This is a genomic window from Actinomadura sp. NPDC048955, assembly GCF_040649435.1.
Lineage (GTDB): Bacteria > Actinomycetota > Actinomycetes > Streptosporangiales > Streptosporangiaceae > Spirillospora > Spirillospora luteofluorescens.
In genome coordinates, this window is record NZ_JBEZJI010000001.1 from 289,986 (window position 1) to 307,971 (window position 17,986).

The 17,986-nt window shown below is 73.1% G+C and carries 11 protein-coding genes; 6 read left to right on the forward strand and 5 right to left on the reverse strand.

All coding sequences use genetic code 11. From position 1 onward, the window contains the following. Positions 1 to 2: 2 nt before the first annotated feature. From AB0C84_RS01390 to AB0C84_RS01405, 4 genes are all read right to left on the reverse strand, one after another. Positions 3 to 1,052: an iron-siderophore ABC transporter substrate-binding protein gene (locus AB0C84_RS01390; protein ID WP_361060015.1), complete on the reverse strand. Its 1,050-nt coding sequence runs from the start codon at positions 1,050 to 1,052 to the stop codon at positions 3 to 5. 80 nt (positions 1,053 to 1,132) lie between these two features. Next, on the reverse strand, positions 1,133 to 2,020 hold the full coding sequence (locus AB0C84_RS01395; RefSeq protein ID WP_361060018.1) for an ABC transporter ATP-binding protein: 888 nt from the start codon (positions 2,018 to 2,020) through the stop codon (positions 1,133 to 1,135). Further along, complete coding sequence (locus AB0C84_RS01400) at positions 2,020 to 3,090, reverse strand: iron chelate uptake ABC transporter family permease subunit (RefSeq protein ID WP_361060021.1); 1,071 nt, start codon at positions 3,088 to 3,090, stop codon at positions 2,020 to 2,022. Before AB0C84_RS01400 ends, AB0C84_RS01395 begins: the two co-directional genes overlap by 1 nt. Beyond that, entirely contained in the window at positions 3,087 to 4,154 is a 1,068-nt protein-coding gene (locus tag AB0C84_RS01405) for an iron ABC transporter permease (protein WP_361060024.1), read from the reverse strand. The genes AB0C84_RS01400 and AB0C84_RS01405 overlap by 4 nt, the downstream gene beginning before the upstream one ends. 599 nt (positions 4,155 to 4,753) lie before the next feature. On the opposite strand from AB0C84_RS01405, the gene AB0C84_RS01410 reads away from it, so the two are divergent. The 5 genes from AB0C84_RS01410 to coaE all read left to right on the forward strand — a co-directional run bounded on the left by AB0C84_RS01410 (position 4,754) and on the right by coaE (position 10,837). After that, positions 4,754 to 5,788 (forward strand): polysaccharide deacetylase family protein, encoded by a 1,035-nt coding sequence (locus AB0C84_RS01410; RefSeq protein WP_361060027.1) that lies wholly within the window; start codon positions 4,754 to 4,756, stop codon positions 5,786 to 5,788. A gap of 236 nt (positions 5,789 to 6,024) precedes the next feature. Further along, the gene (gene rpsA / locus AB0C84_RS01415; protein ID WP_179842712.1) at positions 6,025 to 7,500 is read left to right on the forward strand and encodes a 30S ribosomal protein S1; all 1,476 of its coding nucleotides are present in this window, start codon (positions 6,025 to 6,027) and stop codon (positions 7,498 to 7,500) included. Between the two features lie 216 nt (positions 7,501 to 7,716). Further along, positions 7,717 to 9,669, forward strand: coding sequence for an endonuclease/exonuclease/phosphatase family protein (locus AB0C84_RS01420; RefSeq protein WP_361060031.1), 1,953 nt, complete (start codon positions 7,717 to 7,719; stop codon positions 9,667 to 9,669). 34 nt (positions 9,670 to 9,703) lie between these two features. Further along, positions 9,704 to 10,195, forward strand: coding sequence for a GNAT family N-acetyltransferase (locus AB0C84_RS01425; protein ID WP_361060034.1), 492 nt, complete (start codon positions 9,704 to 9,706; stop codon positions 10,193 to 10,195). A gap of 42 nt (positions 10,196 to 10,237) precedes the next feature. After that, positions 10,238 to 10,837: a dephospho-CoA kinase gene (coaE, locus tag AB0C84_RS01430; RefSeq protein WP_361060037.1), complete on the forward strand. Its 600-nt coding sequence runs from the start codon at positions 10,238 to 10,240 to the stop codon at positions 10,835 to 10,837. On the opposite strand, the gene AB0C84_RS01435 is transcribed toward coaE, so the two are convergent. Beyond that, a complete protein-coding gene (locus tag AB0C84_RS01435; protein WP_361060040.1) occupies positions 10,834 to 16,692 on the reverse strand; it encodes a TIR domain-containing protein in 5,859 nt (1,952 codons plus the stop codon). The genes coaE and AB0C84_RS01435 overlap by 4 nt on opposite strands. A gap of 66 nt (positions 16,693 to 16,758) precedes the next feature. Between AB0C84_RS01435 and AB0C84_RS01440 the strand changes: the two genes are divergently transcribed. Further along, positions 16,759 to 17,985 carry an SLC13 family permease gene (locus tag AB0C84_RS01440; RefSeq protein ID WP_361060045.1) on the forward strand — a complete coding sequence of 409 codons (1,227 nt, stop codon included), beginning with the start codon at positions 16,759 to 16,761 and terminating at the stop codon, positions 17,983 to 17,985. Position 17,986 lies beyond the last annotated feature (1 nt).

Below are 17,986 nucleotides of genomic sequence, written 5' to 3' on the forward strand. Positions count from 1 at the left end.
GGCTAGGCGGCCGACTCGGCGATCGCGTCGATCGCGTACGGCAGGGACGGCAGGGTGCCCTGGGAGATGGCGGCGCCGACCGCCGGCCCCTCACTGTCCAGCAGGTAGGACACCTTGCCGCCCTTGACGGCGGAGAGGTTGGCGAACAACGCGAACTTCTTCAGCGCCTCCTGGTCCGCCTTGTCGTTGATGACGAAGATGCGGTCGACGTCGACGAGGTCGATGCGCTCGGGGGACAGCACGGTGAAGAACTTGCCGCCCGCGATCTTGTCGATCTCCGTGGCGCCCTTGAAGCCGATTCCGGACACCAGCCGCCCGCGCACGTCGGTGGTGGTGAAGGGCGCGACCGAGTTCTTGTACCAGGACAGCACGACGGCGGTCTGGCTCCCGAACTCCGGGTGCGCCTTGCGTGCGGCGTCGAGCTTGGCCTGAATGGCGGCGACCTTCTGCCTGCCTTCCGCCTCCTTGCCCAGGGCCTTGGCGATGTGCACCGCGTTGTCCTGCCACGGCGCGCTGAACGGCTCCTTCTCGGCCTTGGTGCGGCCCACCGTCGGGGCGATCTTGGAGAGCTTGTCGTAGCCGGCCTTGTCGATCTCGGAGTAGACCGCGATGATCAGGTCCGGCCGCAGGGCGGCGATCTTCTCGAAGTTCGGCCCGGAGTCGCCGTTGCTCATGACGACCTCGGGACGGGCGCCGCCCCACTTGTCCTTCACCCAGGGCCACTGGGTGTTGATGTCGGGAGTCCGCCCGGGCGGGTTCGGGTACTGGTCGACCATGCCGACCGGCTTGACGCCGAGTTCCAGGATGGTCTGGTCGTCGGTGTAGCCGACGGAGACGACCCGCCGCGGGGCCTCGGTGATCTCCGTGGATCCGAAGGCGTGCTCCACGGTGACGGGGAACACGCCGCCCGCGGCCGCGGGGGCTTCGCCGCCCGGCTCGCCGGCCGGGCCGGAACCGCACCCCGCGAGGAGGCCGGCGCCGAGGAGCGCGGCGGACAGTGCCGCGGCCAACCGGCGCCAGGAGATCGTGGGTGTCATTCGGTGGGGGGTCATGCAGGATCCTCGCTCTGTGCACTGTCCGATGCGGCGCGTACGGGCCATCCGCAATGGAGGTTAAGTTAGGAAAGGCTAACCTAACTCATTGTCGGATCCGGGGTGCCGCCGCGTCCCGGCCGGGTGTGCGCGCGACCGATCGGAACGATGAGCGGCCGGTCTCCCACCGGGTCGCCGATCACCTCGGCGCGCAGCCCGAACGCCTCGTCCAGCAGCTCGGCGGTGATCACGTCCCGCGGATGCCCCTGCGCCAGGATCCTCCCCGCCCGCATCACGACGAGGTTGTCGCTGTAGCGCGCGGCCAGGTTGAGATCGTGGAGGACCATGACCACGGTGCGCCCCGCCTCGTGCAGGTCGTCCACCAGGTCCAGGACGTCGACCGCGTACGCCAGGTCCAGGTACGTGGTCGGCTCGTCCAGCAGTAGCAGGTCGGTGCCCTGCGCCAGGATCATCGAGATCCAGACGCGCTGGCGCTGCCCGCCCGACAGGGTGTCGACCGGACGGCCCGCCAGATCCGACACCCCGGTCATGGCCAGCGCGCGTTCCACGACGTCGGCGTCATCGGACGACCACTGCCGCAGCCAGCTCTGATGCGGATGGCGGCCCCTGGCGACCAGGTCGGCCACCGTCAGCCCCTCCGGCGCGACCGGCGCCTGCGGGAGCAGACCCAGCTTCCTGGCCACGTCCCTCGTCCGGAGCCCGGCGATGTCGGCGCCGTCCAGCACGACCGAGCCGCTGTCGGGCCTGAGGAGCCGCGCCAGGGTGCGCAGCAGCGTCGACTTCCCGCAGCCGTTGGGCCCGATGATCGTGGTGATCACGCCGGACGGGATCCGCACGTCGAGCCCGTCGAGGACCGTCCGCCCGCCGTACCCGACGGCGACGTCCCTGGCGGCGAGCCGCGCCCCGCCGTCGCCGCTCCCGGCCGGGGCGGCCGGCAGGTCCGTTCCGGATCTTCTCCGCCACGCCATCACGCCGCCTTCCTCACGTTCGCCCTCACCAGCAGATAGACCAGGAAGGGGCCGCCGACCGCGGCGGTCACCACCCCGACCGGCAGCGCCACCGGCAGCGCGGTGCGCGCCACCAGGTCGGCTCCGGTCAGCAGCGACGCCCCCACCAGGCCCGAAGCCGCCAGCGGCGGCGTCGGACACCTCGCCAGCCGCATCGCCACCTGCGGCGCCACCAGCGCCACGAACGGGACCGGGCCCGCGACGCTGACCGCCACCCCCGCCAGCAGCACCGCGCACAGCAGCATGACCGCCCGCACCACCGGGTACCTGACGCCCAGTCCCGCGGCCACCTCGTCGCCGAAGTGCAGCGGCCCGAACTGGAAAGCGGCCCCCGCCACGACGGCCAGGAGGACGAGCGTGCAGCCGAGCGCGGTCCAGGCCTGGCCCGGCGACCGGCCGTCCAGCGAGCCGACCAGCCACACCTGAGCCCGGGCCACGTCGGTGATGTCGGCCGTGACCAGCAGCCAGGTCGTGACCGCCTGCATCGCCGCGCTCACCGAGACGCCGATGAGGACGAGCCGGAAACCGTCGATCCCGCGGCGCCACGCCAGCGCGTACACCACAAGGCCGGTCCCGAGTCCTCCCGTGAGCGCCGCCGCGGGGAGCCCGACGGATCCGGTGACCGCCGCGGTGGCTCCGCCCGACACCGTCAGCAGCGCCACCGCGACCGCGCCGGCGCCCTGGGTGATTCCGAGGACGTCCGGGCTGGCCAGCGGGTTGCGCGCGAGGGACTGGGTGATCGCCCCCGAGACCCCGAGCGCGACGCCCGCGGCGAGCCCGGCCAGAGCGCGGGGCAGCCGCAGGTCCATGATCACAAAGGTGTCGAACCGTTCGCCGCGGCCGAGGAGCGTGGCGAGGACGCGGGGGAGGGCGATGGGGAAGTCGCCGGCGCCGATGGACAGGCAGAGCGTCAAGAAGGCCGCCGCCGCCAGCAGCACCGTGACCAGGGCCGGCCAGGGCCGCCAGACGAACGACACCGGGCCGAGCCGCACGCCTGGCGCCACGGGCCGCTTCAGATCGGTCCCGCTCATGCGTTCCTGAGCTTTCCGCGCCACACCAGGGCCGCGAGGAACGGGGCGCCGAGCAGTGCGACGACGATGCCCGCGTCCAGCTCGCCCGGCCTCGCGACCAGGCGTCCCGCGATGTCGCAGGCCATCAGGACGGCTGCGCCGAGCAGTCCCGCGTATGGAACGAGCCAGCGGTAGTCCGGGCCGGTCAGGTACCGCGCCACATGGGCCACCATGAGCCCCAGGAACGCGATGGGGCCGCACGCGGCGGTCGCCGCGCCTGCCAGAAGGGTCACGGCGACGATTCCGACCGTCCGGCTCAACGTGGTGTTCACCCCCGCCGCCCGCGCGACGTCGTCGCCCAGGCTGAGGAGATTCAGGGCGGGCAGCGTGGTGAGCGCCAGGACGAGCCCGACGGCGACGAACCCCGCCACCGGCCATATGACGGGGAACTTCACCCCGGCCACCGACCCCGCGTTCCAGAAGCGCAGCGCGTTCAGCGACTGCCGGTCCGACAGCGCGACCGCCGTCGTCATCGCCGCCAGGAACACCGTGACCCCCTGCCCGGCGAGTGCGAGCGTCAGCGGGCTGCCTGCTCCTCGGCCGATGCTCGCCAGCCCGAACACCACGCCTCCGGCGAGTCCCGCCCCCAGGAACGCGAACCAGACGTACTGGAACGGGCTGGTGAACCCGAGACCCGACACCGCCGACACCACGGCGAACGAGGCCCCGGAGTTCACCCCCAGCAGGCCCGTGTCGGCGATCGGGTTGCGCGTGCACCCCTGGATCAGCGCCCCGGCGACACCGAGGGCGGCGCCCGCCACGACCGCGAGCACAGTCCGGGGCGCCCGCACCGTCCGCACGATGAGCCTGATCTCGCTGAGCCGCTGATCGGAGTCCGGCGCCGCGAACAGCCCGTCCCAGACCTCGCCGGGGCTCAGGGCCCGCGCTCCGACGGCCAGCGACGCCGCGCCCGCCGCCGCGAGCACCGCGACGAGCAGGCCCAGCCCCGCCAGGCGCCTTCTCCGCGCCGCCGCGGTCCCCGCCTCGGGACGGGACGCGGGCGGGTTCTCCGTGACCGCGCTCATCCGCGCCTGTCGAGCCCGGTCAGCACTGCTTTCCTCCGACATCGGCCGCCAAATAAGGGAAGCCTAACCTAACGCGATGCGACCGGGCGCCCCGCCCTCCGCCGCGGCGCCCGGACAGGTGGGACGGACGAGCGGCCCGCGCCTGTGGGCAGGCCGGCGGGGCCTCGGCGCGCCATCCGCGAGACCGGCGCCGCTGCGCGGAGGTGCCGGTTCTTCGGCTCGGCGTTGGTCGTCATGACGGGAGGGGTGGATGGCAATTTGGGCTTTTTGTTCTTTTAGTGGTTATTCGTCGCTTTCTTGTATGGGACGGGGCTCGGTGATGGGGGTGTTGTTTTCGGGGGTGAGCGCGTTTTACCGGGGGTTTTCGGACTTTGGTTGATGTGAGGTGAGGCGGGGGTGGTGGGCAAGGGTCATATGGGTACGTCGGTTGGTGTCCTTAGATGTCCGGGGGGTCGTACGCTGTCCTCCTGGTCCTGTTCGGGTCTACCGGCGGGGGTAATGTGCCTCTCCTTCACAAGATCGCTGGAGTTGTGGTCGTCTGCGCCGTGATCCTGGGGCTGACACTTCCCGGGGGGCGGAAAGAGCGCGGCAAGGAGAACGTGGCGCAGCGCGCTGGAGCCGCGTCCCAGGTGACGCCCACCGCGCAGGCGGCCAAGGCGGGGATCACGCCGGGGCCCGGGGCGCCGGGGGCATCGGGGAGCGCTACGCCTTCCGTGACGGTGTCCACGCCCATTCCCGCGGCGGCGGCCGCGGCGGTCGCGGCCAAGGCGAACGAGCTGGGGCAGATCCCGGTGCTGATGTACCACCGGATCATGAAGAAGCCCGAACTGTCGCTGGACCGGTCGAGCAAGGAGCTGTACGACGAGCTGACCGGGCTCGCCAAGGACGGCTACTACCCGATCACCGCGGCCGAGTTCGTCAGCGGGCGGATCGACGTGCCGGCGGGGCGGCATCCCGTGGTGCTGACGTTCGACGACAGCACGCCCGGGCACTTCGGGCTGGACCCGCAGGGCAACCCGGCGCCCGACACGGCCGTGGCGGTCATCGAGCAGGTCGCGCGGGAGAACCCGGGGTTCCGGCCGGTCGCGACGTTCTACCTGAACAAGGAGTTGTTCGGGATGGACGACACGCAGGCCGCCGCAGGGCTGAGGTGGCTCCGGCAGCACGGGTTCGAGCTCGGCAACCACACCGTGTCCCACCCGAGCCTGTCGGGCATGTCCGAGAAGGGCGTGCACAAGGAGATCGGCGACATGGAGGACCGGATCGTCCGGCTCACCGGGGCGCACGCGACCACGTTCGCGTACCCGTTCGGGGCCGTCCCGAAGAAGAAGGCCTGGGCCGAGAAGCAGGACGGCCGGTACGCCTTCCAGGGGATCTTCCTGGCCGGGTGGCGGCCGTCGATCTCGCCGTTCGACGCCGACTTCGACCGGTGGAACATCGACCGGGTGCGCTCCGAAGGCAAGATCAAGGAGAACGACTGCACCAAGTACTGCTCCACGGCCTGGCTCGAGTACCTCGACAAGAACCCCGGCGAGCGGTACACATCGGACGGGGACCCGAACACGGTGACGTTTCCCAAGGCGGCCGAGGACCGGCTCGCCAAGCAGTACAGGGGTTTCGCGCGGACGTACTGAGGGCGGGCGCCGGTGGCGGATTGACCCCGGGAGTTCGGTCCCATATCCTGATCGCTGCGCTGTGGGCCTGCGCGCGCTTCGGACGGAGCAGGCTCGCGCTCGGTCAGGTCGGCGACATCGGTTCGGTTCATTTACGCGGTTGCCCGCGTTCCCTTCCGGTCTTCGGCAGGGCGGATAACGGCCCTCCGCGCAATGCCCATCACGACTTCCATGTCCGTACCGGAGCCAGCCGACACATGACGAGCAGCACCGAGGCCACCTCGACCACCCCGCAGGTAGCGGTCAATGACATCGGGTCCGAGGAAGCCTTCCTCGCCGCGATCGATGAGACCATCAAGTACTTCAACGACGGCGACATTGTCGAAGGCACTGTCGTCAAGGTCGATCGTGACGAGGTCCTCCTCGACATCGGCTACAAGACCGAGGGCGTCATTCCCTCGCGCGAGCTGTCCATCAAGCACGACGTCGACCCGAACGAGGTCGTCTCCACCGGAGACCACGTCGAGGCCCTCGTCCTCCAGAAGGAGGACAAGGAGGGGCGTCTGATCCTGTCCAAGAAGCGCGCCCAGTACGAGCGCGCCTGGGGCACGATCGAGAAGATCAAGGACGAGGACGGCATCGTCACCGGCACGGTCATCGAGGTCGTCAAGGGCGGTCTCATCCTCGACATCGGGCTGCGCGGCTTCCTGCCGGCGTCGCTGGTCGAGATGCGCCGGGTCCGCGACCTTCAGCCCTACGTCGGGCGCGAGCTCGAGGCCAAGATCATCGAGCTGGACAAGAACCGCAACAACGTGGTCCTGTCCCGCCGCGCCTGGCTGGAGCAGACGCAGAGCGAGGTCCGCCAGACCTTCCTCAACACCCTGCAGAAGGGCCAGGTCCGCAAGGGCGTCGTGTCCTCGATCGTCAACTTCGGCGCGTTCGTCGACCTCGGCGGCGTCGACGGTCTGGTGCACGTCTCCGAGCTGTCCTGGAAGCACATCGACCACCCCTCCGAGGTCGTCGAGGTCGGCCAGGAGGTCACGGTCGAGGTCCTGGACGTCGACATGGAGCGCGAGCGCGTCTCCCTGTCGCTGAAGGCGACCCAGGAAGACCCGTGGCAGCAGTTCGCCCGCACCCACCAGATCGGGCAGGTCGTCCCGGGCCGGGTCACCAAGCTGGTGCCGTTCGGCGCGTTCGTCCGCGTCGAGGAGGGCATCGAGGGCCTGGTGCACATCTCCGAGCTGGCCGAGCGGCACGTGGAGATCCCCGAGCAGGTCGTCCAGGTCGGCGACGAGATCTTCGTGAAGATCATCGACATCGACCTCGACCGGCGCCGGATCAGCCTGTCGCTCAAGCAGGCCAACGAGGGCGCCGCGGGGATCGAGGAAGAGGACTTCGACCCGACCCTGTACGGCATGCCGGCCGAGTACGACGACCAGGGCAACTACAAGTACCCCGAGGGCTTCGACGCCGACACCGGCGAGTGGCTGGAGGGCTTCGACGAGCAGCGCGAGACGTGGGAGCGGCAGTACGCCGAGGCCCGCGGCCGCTTCGACGCCCACCGCAAGCAGATCGAGGAGGCCCGCAAGGCCGAGGCGGAGGCCGGCGCCGAGCCCGCGAGCAGCGGCGAGACCTCCTACTCCGGCGGCGGCGAGAGCGAGTCCGGCGGTGGCGCCCTGGCCACCGACGAGGCGCTCGCCGCACTGCGGGAGAAGCTCTCCGGCGGGCAGTGACGCCCAGCCGACGCGCCGTCCGCGCGCGGCCGCTCCGGCGGCCCGCGCGGCGGCCGGTGAGATCCTGAACACGGCCGGAGAACGATCTTTCGAGATCGGCCTCCGGCCGTGCTGCGGTTGCGCCACCATGACCGTGAAGGCACGCGCCGGTCCGCGGCGCTCCGCAGCATCCGCACGTCCCGAAGGTCCGCTCGTCCCCCGGGAGCAGTCGTTCAATTGGCCAGCACAGACGTAGGCACAAGGACCGGCGGCCCGGCCGCGGCCGGCCCCCCGATCGTCCCGCAGGGCCCCGCCAGACTCGCGCTGATCGCCGTCACCGTCGCGGTGCTGGCGCAGACACTGCGGTTCTCGCTGCCGCAACTCGACCACTTCGCCGACGAGGCCGGGACCGCGGCCGCCGCCGGCGCGGTGCTCGTGGTCTACCTCGCCGGGTTCGCCTCCCCCCTGATCCGCCGCTTCGCCGGCCCGCGCGGGCTGCTGCTCGCCGGCGTCGGCGGGCTGTTCGCCGTCCGGCTCCTCGCGCAGGCGCTCGACCCGCGCACCTGGCTCGCGTTCGCCGGCACCGCCATCGGCATGATCGCCGTCGCGGCGCTGTACGAGGGCGCCCGCGGCCTGTCGGGGGTCGGCTTCGCCACCGCCACCGTCGCGGGCCTGTCCATCGACGGCGCCGTGCGGATGTGCTTCGCCACCTGGGACCCGGTGTGGCGCGACGGCATCGGCCCCTGGCTGGCCTGCCTGGCGTTCGTCGGCGTCGGCGCCGCCGCGCTCTACCGCGAGCTGGCCTCCGGGCCCGTCAGCGCGCCCGGCGTGTCCTGGCGGGACGCGCTCGGCGCCGCGGCGTTCGGGCCGTTCCTCGCGCTGCAGATCCTCGTCCTCGCCAGCCCCGCGTTCGTGGCCTCGTCCGGTTGGCAGTCGCTGACCGGCGCGCACGTCGCGATCGTCATCGGGCAGGGCCTGGCGCTGGCGTTCCTCGCGTCCGGGCTCGCGGTGCGGGCCGTGCCGGGTGGCGTGTGCGTGCTCGGCGGGACGCTCCTCGGCGTCGGTGCGGGCGCCGTCGCCGGGACGTACGCGGTCTCCGGCATCGAGGTCGTCCCCGTCGTGATCGTCGGGCAGGTGGTGTCGGCGTGGCTGCTGGCCGTGGCGTGCCGCGCGCCGCTGCGCCGCGCCGGGACCGGCGGGCCGGTCTGGCGGGTGGACGCCGGCGCCGCGCTCGGCGGCCTGCTCGTCGCCGCGATCCTCATCCCGTACCAGGTCAGCGCGGTCTCGCCGCTGCCGGTCCCCAACAACCTGCTGCCCGGGCTCGCCGGCATCGCGCTCGGCGCGCTCGCGGCGATCGCCGCGGCGCGCGGCGGCCCGCTGCCCGCCCGCGCACCGCTGCGGGCCCTCACCGCCGGCGCCGCCGCGCTGGTGCTGCTGGCCGGCACCCTCGTGTTCACCGTGGCCGCGCCGGACGGCGAGGCCCCGGCGGCGCCCGCCGGGGGCCAGGTGCGGGTGCTCAGCTACAACATCCACGACGCGGTCAACCAGTCCGGGCGCCTCGACCCCGAGGGCGTCGCCCGCGTCATCGAGGGGCAGCGCGCGCAGGTCGTCCTGCTGCAGGAGGCCGGGCGCGGGTCGCTGCTGTCCGGGACCACCGACGTCGCCGTGTGGCTGTCGCGGCGGCTCGGCATGAAGCTGATCTGGGGGCCCGCCGCCGACGGCCAGTTCGGCAACGCGATCCTGACGTCGCTGCCGGTGCGCAGCTCCGGGACGGGCCGGATGCCGAAGGGCGACTGGTCGCAGATCCGCGGCTACGTGTGGGCGCGGCTCGCCGTCGGCCGGACCACGGTGGACGTGTGGTCGACGCACCTGGAGGGCGGCGACGACCGGGGCCGCGAGCGGGCCCGGGAGATCGCGGCGCTGCTGCGGGCCTGGGGCGGCGCCCCCCGCACGATCATCGGCGGCGACTTCAACGCGGGCCCGGGCAGCCCGGAGCTGACCGCGATGACCGACGGCACCGACCTGCGCAACACCGCGATCGGCGGCGAGCAGTACCCGACCAGGTCCGACGGCACCAGCACCGACTGGGTGTTCGGGTCGGACGGGGTGCTCGTCACCGACTACGACGTGCCCGAGTCCGACGCCTCCGACCACTACCCCGTCGCGGTCACCGTCCGGATCGGGCGGTGAGCGGCCGCCGGGGGCGCCCGCTAGGGTCGTGCGCATGAGCGCCGAGACGGTCGCGATCGAGCGGGCGGCCCCCGGGGACGCGGGGGAGATGATGACCGTCCAGCGGGCCGCCTACGTGTCGGAGGCCCAGCTGTACGGCGACCCGTTCATCCCTCCGCTGGTGGAGTCGATCGAGCAGCTGCGCAAGGTGCTGTCCGGCGACGCTGTGGCGTTGAAGGCGGTCATGGACGGCCGCCTCGTCGGTGCCGTCCGCGCCCAGTTCAGCGACCGGACGTGCCTGGTCGGGCGCCTCGTCGTCGTCCCCGACCAGCAGGGGCGGGGCATCGGGCGGCGCCTGATGACGGAGCTGGAGAGCGAGATCGCCGGGCGCGTCGACGCGTGCGTGCTGTTCACCGGCCACCTGAGCGAGGCGAACCTGCGCCTGTACCGGCGGCTCGGCTACTCCGAGACGCACCGGGAGCGCGTCGCCGCGCACCTCACCCTCGTGCACATGCGCAAGGCCGTCGTCCCCGCCGGGACCCCCTAGCCGCCCGAAGCTGTCAGCGGCCGCGCCGCTAGGGTGTGTCCCGTGCTGAAAGTGGGACTCACCGGCGGGATCGGCTCCGGCAAGAGCGAGGTGTCGAAGCGGCTGCGCGAGCACGGCGCGGTCGTCATCGACGCCGACAGGATCGCCCGCGAGGTGGTCGAGCCGGGCACCCCGGGCCTGGCCGCCGTGGTGGCGGAGTTCGGCGAGGACGTCCTGCTGCCGTCCGGCGCCCTCGACCGGGAGAAGGTCGGCCGCATCGTGTTCACCGACCCGGACCGGCTCGCGGCCCTGAACGCGATCGTCCACCCGCTGGTGGGGGAGCGGATGCAGGAGCTGATGGACGCCGCCCCCGCGGACGCGGTCGTCGTCTACGACGTCCCCCTCCTGGCGGAGAACGGCCTGGCCGGCATGTACGACGAGGTCGTCGTCGTGGACGCGCCCGAGGAGGTTCAGCTGGACCGCCTCGTCGCCCGCCGCGGCATGACCGAGGAGGACGCCCGCGCGCGCATGGCCAACCAGGCGTCCCGCGCCGACCGCCGCGCCGTCGCCACCCACGTCATCGACAACTCCGGCACCCTCACCGACCTGAAGACCCAGATCGACACCCTCTGGACCACCCTCGCCCAGCGCACCGCTCCCTAGAAGGGGGCGTCGAGGGGGAGGCGGTGGACTTCGGGGAGGTAGGCGTCCAGTTCGCCTGGCTCGAAGCGGCACATGCCCACGGCGTACCAGAACTCGGCGGTGGCGTTGCCCTCCCACTTGTAGCGGCCGTCGGGGGCCAGGGCGGCCCAGCCCTCGGCGAGGCCGAGGAGGGTGGCGCGGCGCGCGGGGGCGGCGCGGTTGGCGACGTCCCACAGGATGATGGCGCCGTCGTCGCCCGCGGTGGCGAGCAGGGAGCCGTCCGGGCTGAACGCCGCGGACCAGACGCGGCGGGTGTGGCCGGTGAGGGTGTGCAGGAGCCGCCCGTTGGACGGGTTCCAGAGGCGCACGACCATGTCGTCGCCCGCACTGGCGAGCATCGCTCCGGACGGGTGGAACGCGGTCGTCCACAGGCGCCCGCCGTGCTCGGTGAGGGTGTGCAGGAGGTCGCCGGTGGACGGGTCCCAGAGGCGGACGGTCCCGTCGTTGCTGGCGCTGGCGAGCTTCTCCCCTGACGGCGAGAAGGACACCTGGTAGACGCGGTCGCCGTGGCCGCGCAGGGCTGCGGTGAGTTCGCCCGTGCGGGGGCTCCAGAGACGGACGACGCCGTCGTCGCAGCCGGTGGCGACCAGGGCGCCGCCGGGCTGGAAGTCGATGGAGCGGACGCGGCCCCTGTGGTCGGCGAGGTTGACGGTCTCGCGGCCGGTCGTCCAGTACCAGAGCCGGACGGAGTCGTCGTCGTTGGCGGTGGCGAGGACGTCCCCGGACGGGGCGAACGCCTGCGCCCAGACGTGGTCGGTCTCGACGTTCAGTTCGCGTTCGAACGTGCCCGTCCCGGCCTGCCACAGGTGGACGCCGCCGTCGTTGGTGGCGGTGGCGAGCTGGGAGTCGCGGGTGTTGAACGCGGCGGAGGTGAGGTTGTCGGCGACGCCGCGCAGCTCGCGGATCATCCGTCCGGAGCGCGGGTCCCAGAGCCGGACGAGGCCGTCGTTGCCGCTGGAGGCGAGCAGGCCGCCGTCCGGGCTGAACGCCACGCCGGTGACGCGGCGGCCGTGGCCGCGCAGCACGACGCGGCACTGCCCGGTCTCGGCGTCCCACAGCCGGGCCGTGCCGTCGTTGCTGCTGGTGGCGAGCTGGGCGCCGTCCGGGCGGAACGCGAACGGCCACACGGCGCCGCGGTGCCCGGCCAGTTCGAGGCGCTGCCGGCCGGTGCGCGGGTCCCACAGGCGGACGGACCCGGCGCTGTCGGCGGTGGCGAGGCGGCCCCCGTCCGGGCTGAAGCCGGCCTGGTAGATGCCGCCGCCGTGGCCGGTGAGGACGCCGCGCTGCCGGCCGTCCTCCCAGATGCGGACGGTCCCGTCGGTGTCGCCGGTGACCAGCAGGTCGCCGTCGGGGTGGAACGCGATGGCGTAGACGCGGCCGGTGTGGCCGAGGAGCTCCTGGCGGATCTCGCCGGTGCGGATGTCCCAGAGACGGACGACGCCCGCCTCGTCCCCGGCGGCGAGCAGGGAGCCGTCCGGGTGGAACACGGCGCGGAACACCGCGCCGTGGTGGCCGGCCAGCTCGCGGCGCAGCGCGCCCGTGGCGAGGTCCCAGACGCGCAGGGTGCCGCCCGCGTCGCCAGTGACCATGAGCGAGCCGGCGGGGTCGAACACGGCGGTGTAGACGGGGGCGGTGTGCCCGGGCAGCTCGTGCAGGAGCAGGCCGGACACGGTGTCCCACACGCGGATGGTCCCGTCGGCGGCGCCGGCGGCGACGAGGTCGTCGCCCGCCGGGGAGCGTCCCCCGACGACCAGGGGCCACACGCCGTCGGGGTGGACGGCGAAGGTGTGCGTGGTGTGGCCGGTGGCGAGGTCCCACAGCCGGACGGAGCCGTCGGCGGATCCGCTCGCCAGGAGGCCGCCGGCGCGGTCGAAGGCGACCGCGTAGGCGCGGTCGGTGTGGCCCTGGAGGTTGCGCAGCGGTGTGCCCGTCACGGCGTCGCAGATGAGGACGCCGCCGTCCTCGCTGCCGACGGCCAGGACGGAGCCTCCGGGGCTGTAGGCGAGCGGCTGGGGGAGGCGGCTGGTCTGGAAGTGGAAGCCGTAGGGGACGCCCACCGCGGCCGGCGCGACCTGGATGTCGATCGGGCGGCCCGGCGCGATGGCGGCCTCGCGCAGTTCGGGGGCGGCCGCGAGGTGGTCGGGGAGGGCGGCGTCGACGAGGGCGGCGCGGGTCCAGCGGCTGCCCTCCACGGCGACGTCCCGCAGGTCGGCGCGGGCGAGGCGGGCCCGGGACAGGTCGGCGCCGCGCAGGTCGGCGCCGGTCAGGGTGGCCTCGTCCAGGCGGGCCCCGGCGAGCGAGGCGTCCCGCAGGACGGCGCGCGAGAGGTTCGCGCCGACGAGCTGGGCGTCGGTGAGGTCGGCGCCGGTGAGGTCGACCTCCTGGAGGTCGCGGTAGGAGAGGTCCTCGCCCTGTAGGCGGGCGCCGCGCAGATCGGTGTGCGCGGGGGTGCGCAAGCGCGTCGTGATGCGGATCGCGTTGGCGCGGGCGATGTCGTCGGCCTCGGGGTCGGCGAGCACTCCGGCCGTCCACTCCTGGCAGGCGCGCGTGTCGGCGAGGTCGCACAGGAAGTCGACGGTGAGCTGGGTCAGGGCGCGGCGGCCGAGGGCGGCCGGTGCCTCGCCCTTGGCGAACTCGTCGGCGATGTGCCGGGCGACGAGCCACTCCATGACGGACGTGTGGATGAAGCCGAACAGGCCCTCGGGCGTGCGCACGAGCAGGCTCCCGGCGCCGACGGCGTGGGTCACCTGGTGCGGTGACATCCGCCCCCCGGCGAGCCCGGTGAGGGCGTCGGAGACGTCGGCGAGCTCGGCGAGGCGCAGGAACTGCTCGTTGCCCTCCCACAGGCGTAGCGCGAGGGTGCCCACGGCCTGCCACATGTCGTCGGTGCCCAGGCCGGACGGGCCGCCCGCGCCGCCGACGCGCTCGGCCTCGTACGCGAGCCAGGACGAAAGGATCTCCTGGTAGAGGTCGGCGGGGCTGACGGCGCGGCGCGCCTGCGCGACCGCGCGCAGCCGGTCCTCGGGGAGGTCGGCGATGAACGACAGCATCCGCGGGTTGGACGTCAGCGCCAGCAGCTCCTCGATGCCCGCCAGCAGGCTCAGCCGGTCCTCGGCCGCGCCCTCGTCGCCGTACCGGTTCACCAGGTAGGAGCGGACCTGCGGGGGAGTGAACTCCTCCAGGGAGAGGACGCGGCGGTGCGGCAGCACGCCGACCTTTTCGCCGAGGGCGGTCAGCACCTGGGCCTGCGACTTGAAGTGTTGCGTCCGGCTCGCCACGACGATCTTCGCCTTGTCCTGGGCGGCCTGGAGCAGGGTGTCGAGGTGGTCGGCGGCCCGGTCGTAGGTCATCCGCGTCACCAGCTCGTCGAAGCCGTCGAAGAGCAGGACGATGCGGCCCTGGCGGAGCATGTAGTGGAACGCCTTGAGGTCGATGAGCTCCTCGCCGTGGTTGGCGAGGTGCGCGGCGACGAGGCCGTCCACCGAGTGCGCCTTGTCGAGCGCCCGCAGCTCGATGAGGATCGGGACGACGTGCGGCAGCTCCTGCGGGATGCGGCGGGCCAGTTCCCGCAGGGCGAAGGTCTTGCCGCGCCCGAAGTCGCCGAGCAGCAGCAGGAACCGCCCGTGGTCGGCGGCCAGCAGCCGCAGCATCTCGCCGACCACGTCGTCGTGGACGTCCGCGCCCGCCCGGCGCTCGTCGTCCGGGCCGCCCTCCGGGAGGAACCGGTCGAGCTCCCGGTAGCGCTGCGGGACGTACAGGGACGGCGGGTAGAGCCCGCCGGCGGACAGCCGCCCCGTCTGGGCGACCACGTACTCCGACAGGTCGACCAGGCCCTGGAACTCGGTGAGGCTGCGCACCCGGATGCCCCGGCGCAGCGCGTCTTCGCGCAGGGACCGTGCCGGGGCCGGGCCCAGGTACACCAGTTCCGAACCGTGGTCGGTGCCGTCGGCGTGGACGTGCCGCACGAACGCGTCCACGTCCGCCTCGGTCACCTGCCCCACGTGGGCGCCGATGCGGTACTGGCGGACGAAGCCGTCCTCCAGGTGGGTGAGGAGCAGGTGCGGCGGGTCGGAGCGGCCGTCCTCGCGCGCGGGCGGGACGACGCGCCGGATGGTGGCGCGCTCGAACCGCGTCTCGCACGCCTCCGTCAGACGGTCGAGCAGGCGCCCCGTGGGGTCGGGGACGGGGTCGGCGGTGCCGTCCCCGCCGGGGCCGAGTTCCGGGGCGGGAGGGGCCGGAGGGGACTGCGCCAGGGGCGGCGGGAACGTTCCGCCCACGGCCGTCCAGGACCGTTCGAGGCGTTCCGGGCCGCGCCGCGCGGCGTCCTCGGGGATCCAGCGCTCCAGCCCGTCCGCGCGCACGACGACGAGCTGGTGCCTGCCGGGCCCCAGCGCCGGGACGGACGGGACGTCGCCACTTGCCAGCACGGGGACGGCGCCGTACTCCGACTCCGTCCCCTGGAAGAACAGGTTGATGTGGGCGGCGAGGAGCGCCTCCACCGTCTCGGGGTCGCGCAGCGCGCCGGGCTCGCCCGCGATGGGCGTGTGCCCGATGGCGCCGAGCCGCAGCCATCCCTCGTCCTCGAAGTGCCGCAGCCGCTGGTTGAACCAGGCGGCCTGCGCCTGGCCGACGCGCCCGTAGCGGTCCTCCTCGCGGTGGGTCTGCGGCAGCGTCGAGTTGAGCCCGGCCACCACGACCTTCAGATCGGGGACGGGAAACAGTGTCCACGGCTGGGCGCTGTCGAAGATGAGCGCGTCGATGCCCTGGTAGAACTCCTTGAACAGCCCCGCGTAGTGCCGCCACTTGGGCCAGTACGGCGGCTGGGGCTCGATGTCGTCGGCCTCGCAGCTGGAGAAGTACGCCTGGCAGGCCGCGCGGGTGACGTCGTGGGTGCCCGGCACCAGCACGACGCGCTGCGCCTCCAGGCCCAGCAGCGCGCGCAGGCTCGTCAGGAAAGACAGCGCCTCGGCGAACTCCTTGCGGCTGCCCGAGTGGGTGATGTCGCCGGTGACGACGAGGAGGTCGGGCCGCGGCACGCCGGAGTCGGCCAGCCGGGTCACATCGCTCCAGATCCGGTCCTGCAGCTCGGTCGCGGTCGTCGGCTCGCCGGGCTCGGCCAGCGTCCGGCCGAACCGGGGGCCGGAGACGTGCAGGACGGTCAGGTGATCGCGCGGCTCCCGCCCGGCGTCCGAGGCCGGGAACGCGGGCGCGGCGACGGGCGCGCGCCGGGCGGGCCGCTCCCCGGTCGGCCCGGGCCGACCGCCTCCGGGCCCGTCAGCCTCCTCCAGACGCCCCATCAGCGGTTCCCGGCCACCGGGAAGCGGCCCGGGGCGGTCGCGCCCCGCTCCGGGGAAGCCAGGACCTTCGAGGGGGCGCGCGTGGCCGGCGAGGGCCTCCTGGATGCGCCGCATCAGCAGCCGCCGCGCCTCGTCCGGGTCGTCCACCCCCACCAGGTCCACGTAGGTGATCGTGGAGAGCAGGCCGTCGATGGGGCAGTCCTCGATGCGGACCGTGACCAGCTTGCGCGCCGGGTCGTCCGGGTCGGCCCGCAGCGCCGCCATCCACTCCAGCCGCCCGTACCGCGAGCGCAGGTAGTTGCGCGACAGCACCGCCACGACGGCCTTGGCCTCCGACAGGCCCCGGTCCATGTAGTCGATGAAGTTGGTCCCGGGCACGAAGTCCCACGCCTGCATCATCGTGCGGTGCCCGGCGGCCTCCAGCTGCCAGGCGATCCAGGACGCCCACCGCTCGTCGGCCGGCGAGTAGCTGATGAAGAAGTCGGTGGGACGCTCCTGGGGGTGGCCGGGGGTTGTCATGGCGCCAGTATCGCGCGGCGTACGGCCGGACGCAGCGACACGACCGCCTGTGGAATCATGACGCGCGTGCCGCCCCCTCCGACCGAGGCCCTGCGCCGTGCCGCCGCCTCCCTGGGCGCCCTCGACTGGATCCGCATCGCCGTCCTGGCGCTCGGTCTGGTGTTCGTCGCCACCGGCCTGCTGCCCGCCGACACGGCCCGCTCCAGCGTCGGACGGATCGCCCCCCTGCTGCTCTTCCTGTTCAGCGTCATCATCCTGGCGGAGCTGACCAAGGAGGCGGGCGTCTTCGACGCGATCGCGCAGCGGATGGCCAAGGCCGGGCGCGGCAATTACGCCGCGCTGTTCCTGCTGTGCGTGGCGTTCGCGTCGCTCACCACCGTGTTCCTCAATCTGGACACGACCGCAGTACTGCTGACCCCGGTCATGCTGGCGTTGGCGGCGCGCGCGCGGATCGCGACCCTCCCGCTGGCCATGACGACGGTGTGGCTGGCCAACACGGCGAGCCTTCTGCTCCCGGTGTCCAACCTGACCAATCTGCTCGCCGCCGACCGTGTGGCTCTGGAGACCCGCGCGTTCGCGGCGCGGATGTGGGTGCCGCAACTGGCGGTCCTGGCCGTGACCATGGTGCTGCTCTGGGTGTTCTACTGGCGGCGTCGGATGCGCGGCGAGGAGACCTACGACCCGCCCGCCCCAGTCCCCGTCCAGGACCGGGTGCTGTTCTCCGCCACGGGTGCCGCGTGCCTGCTGTTCATCGCGGCGATCCTCGCGGGCGTGCACACCGGGATCCAGCTGGGCGTCGCAGCGACGGCCGCCGCGGTCGTGGCCGTGGTCGCCTTCGCCGTGCGCGACCGGTCGGTGCTGCGCCCCGCGCTCATCCCCTGGCAGCTCATGGTGTTCGTCACCGGGCTGTTCCTCGTCGTCCCCACCCTGGAGCGGTTCGGGCTGGACGACGCCATGCGCGCCCTGATCGGCGACGACGGCGGTACGGCAGGCGCGGTGCGGGCGGCGTTCTCGGGGGCGGGGCTGTCGAACGTCCTCAACAACCTCCCCGCCTACGTGGCCGGGGAGTCGGCTGTGCCCGCCTCGAACAAGGACCAGCTGCTCTCCCTGCTCGTAGGGACGAACGTGGGACCCGTCATCACGCCCTGGGGGTCGCTGGCCACGCTGCTGTGGTTCGAGTGGTGCCGGCGCTGGGACGTGCGCGTGCCGATGCGCACGTTCGTCCTGGCGGGCACGGCCCTGGCCGTGGCGGGCTCGGCCGCCGCCGTCGGAGCCCTCCTGCTGACCGGCTGAG

Excerpts from the sequence above, each read along its gene's own strand:
- AB0C84_RS01390 (WP_361060015.1), bottom strand. The coding sequence starts at position 1,052 with ATGACCCCCCACCGAATGACACCCACGATCTCCTGGCGCCGGTTGGCC.
- AB0C84_RS01395 (WP_361060018.1), bottom strand. The coding sequence starts at position 2,020 with ATGGCGTGGCGGAGAAGATCCGGAACGGACCTGCCGGCCGCCCCGGCC.
- AB0C84_RS01400 (WP_361060021.1), bottom strand. The coding sequence starts at position 3,090 with ATGAGCGGGACCGATCTGAAGCGGCCCGTGGCGCCAGGCGTGCGGCTC.
- AB0C84_RS01405 (WP_361060024.1), bottom strand. The coding sequence starts at position 4,154 with ATGAGCGCGGTCACGGAGAACCCGCCCGCGTCCCGTCCCGAGGCGGGG.
- rpsA (WP_179842712.1), top strand. The coding sequence starts at position 6,025 with ATGACGAGCAGCACCGAGGCCACCTCGACCACCCCGCAGGTAGCGGTC.
- AB0C84_RS01425 (WP_361060034.1), top strand. The coding sequence starts at position 9,704 with ATGAGCGCCGAGACGGTCGCGATCGAGCGGGCGGCCCCCGGGGACGCG.
- AB0C84_RS01435 (WP_361060040.1), bottom strand. The coding sequence starts at position 16,692 with ATGACAACCCCCGGCCACCCCCAGGAGCGTCCCACCGACTTCTTCATC.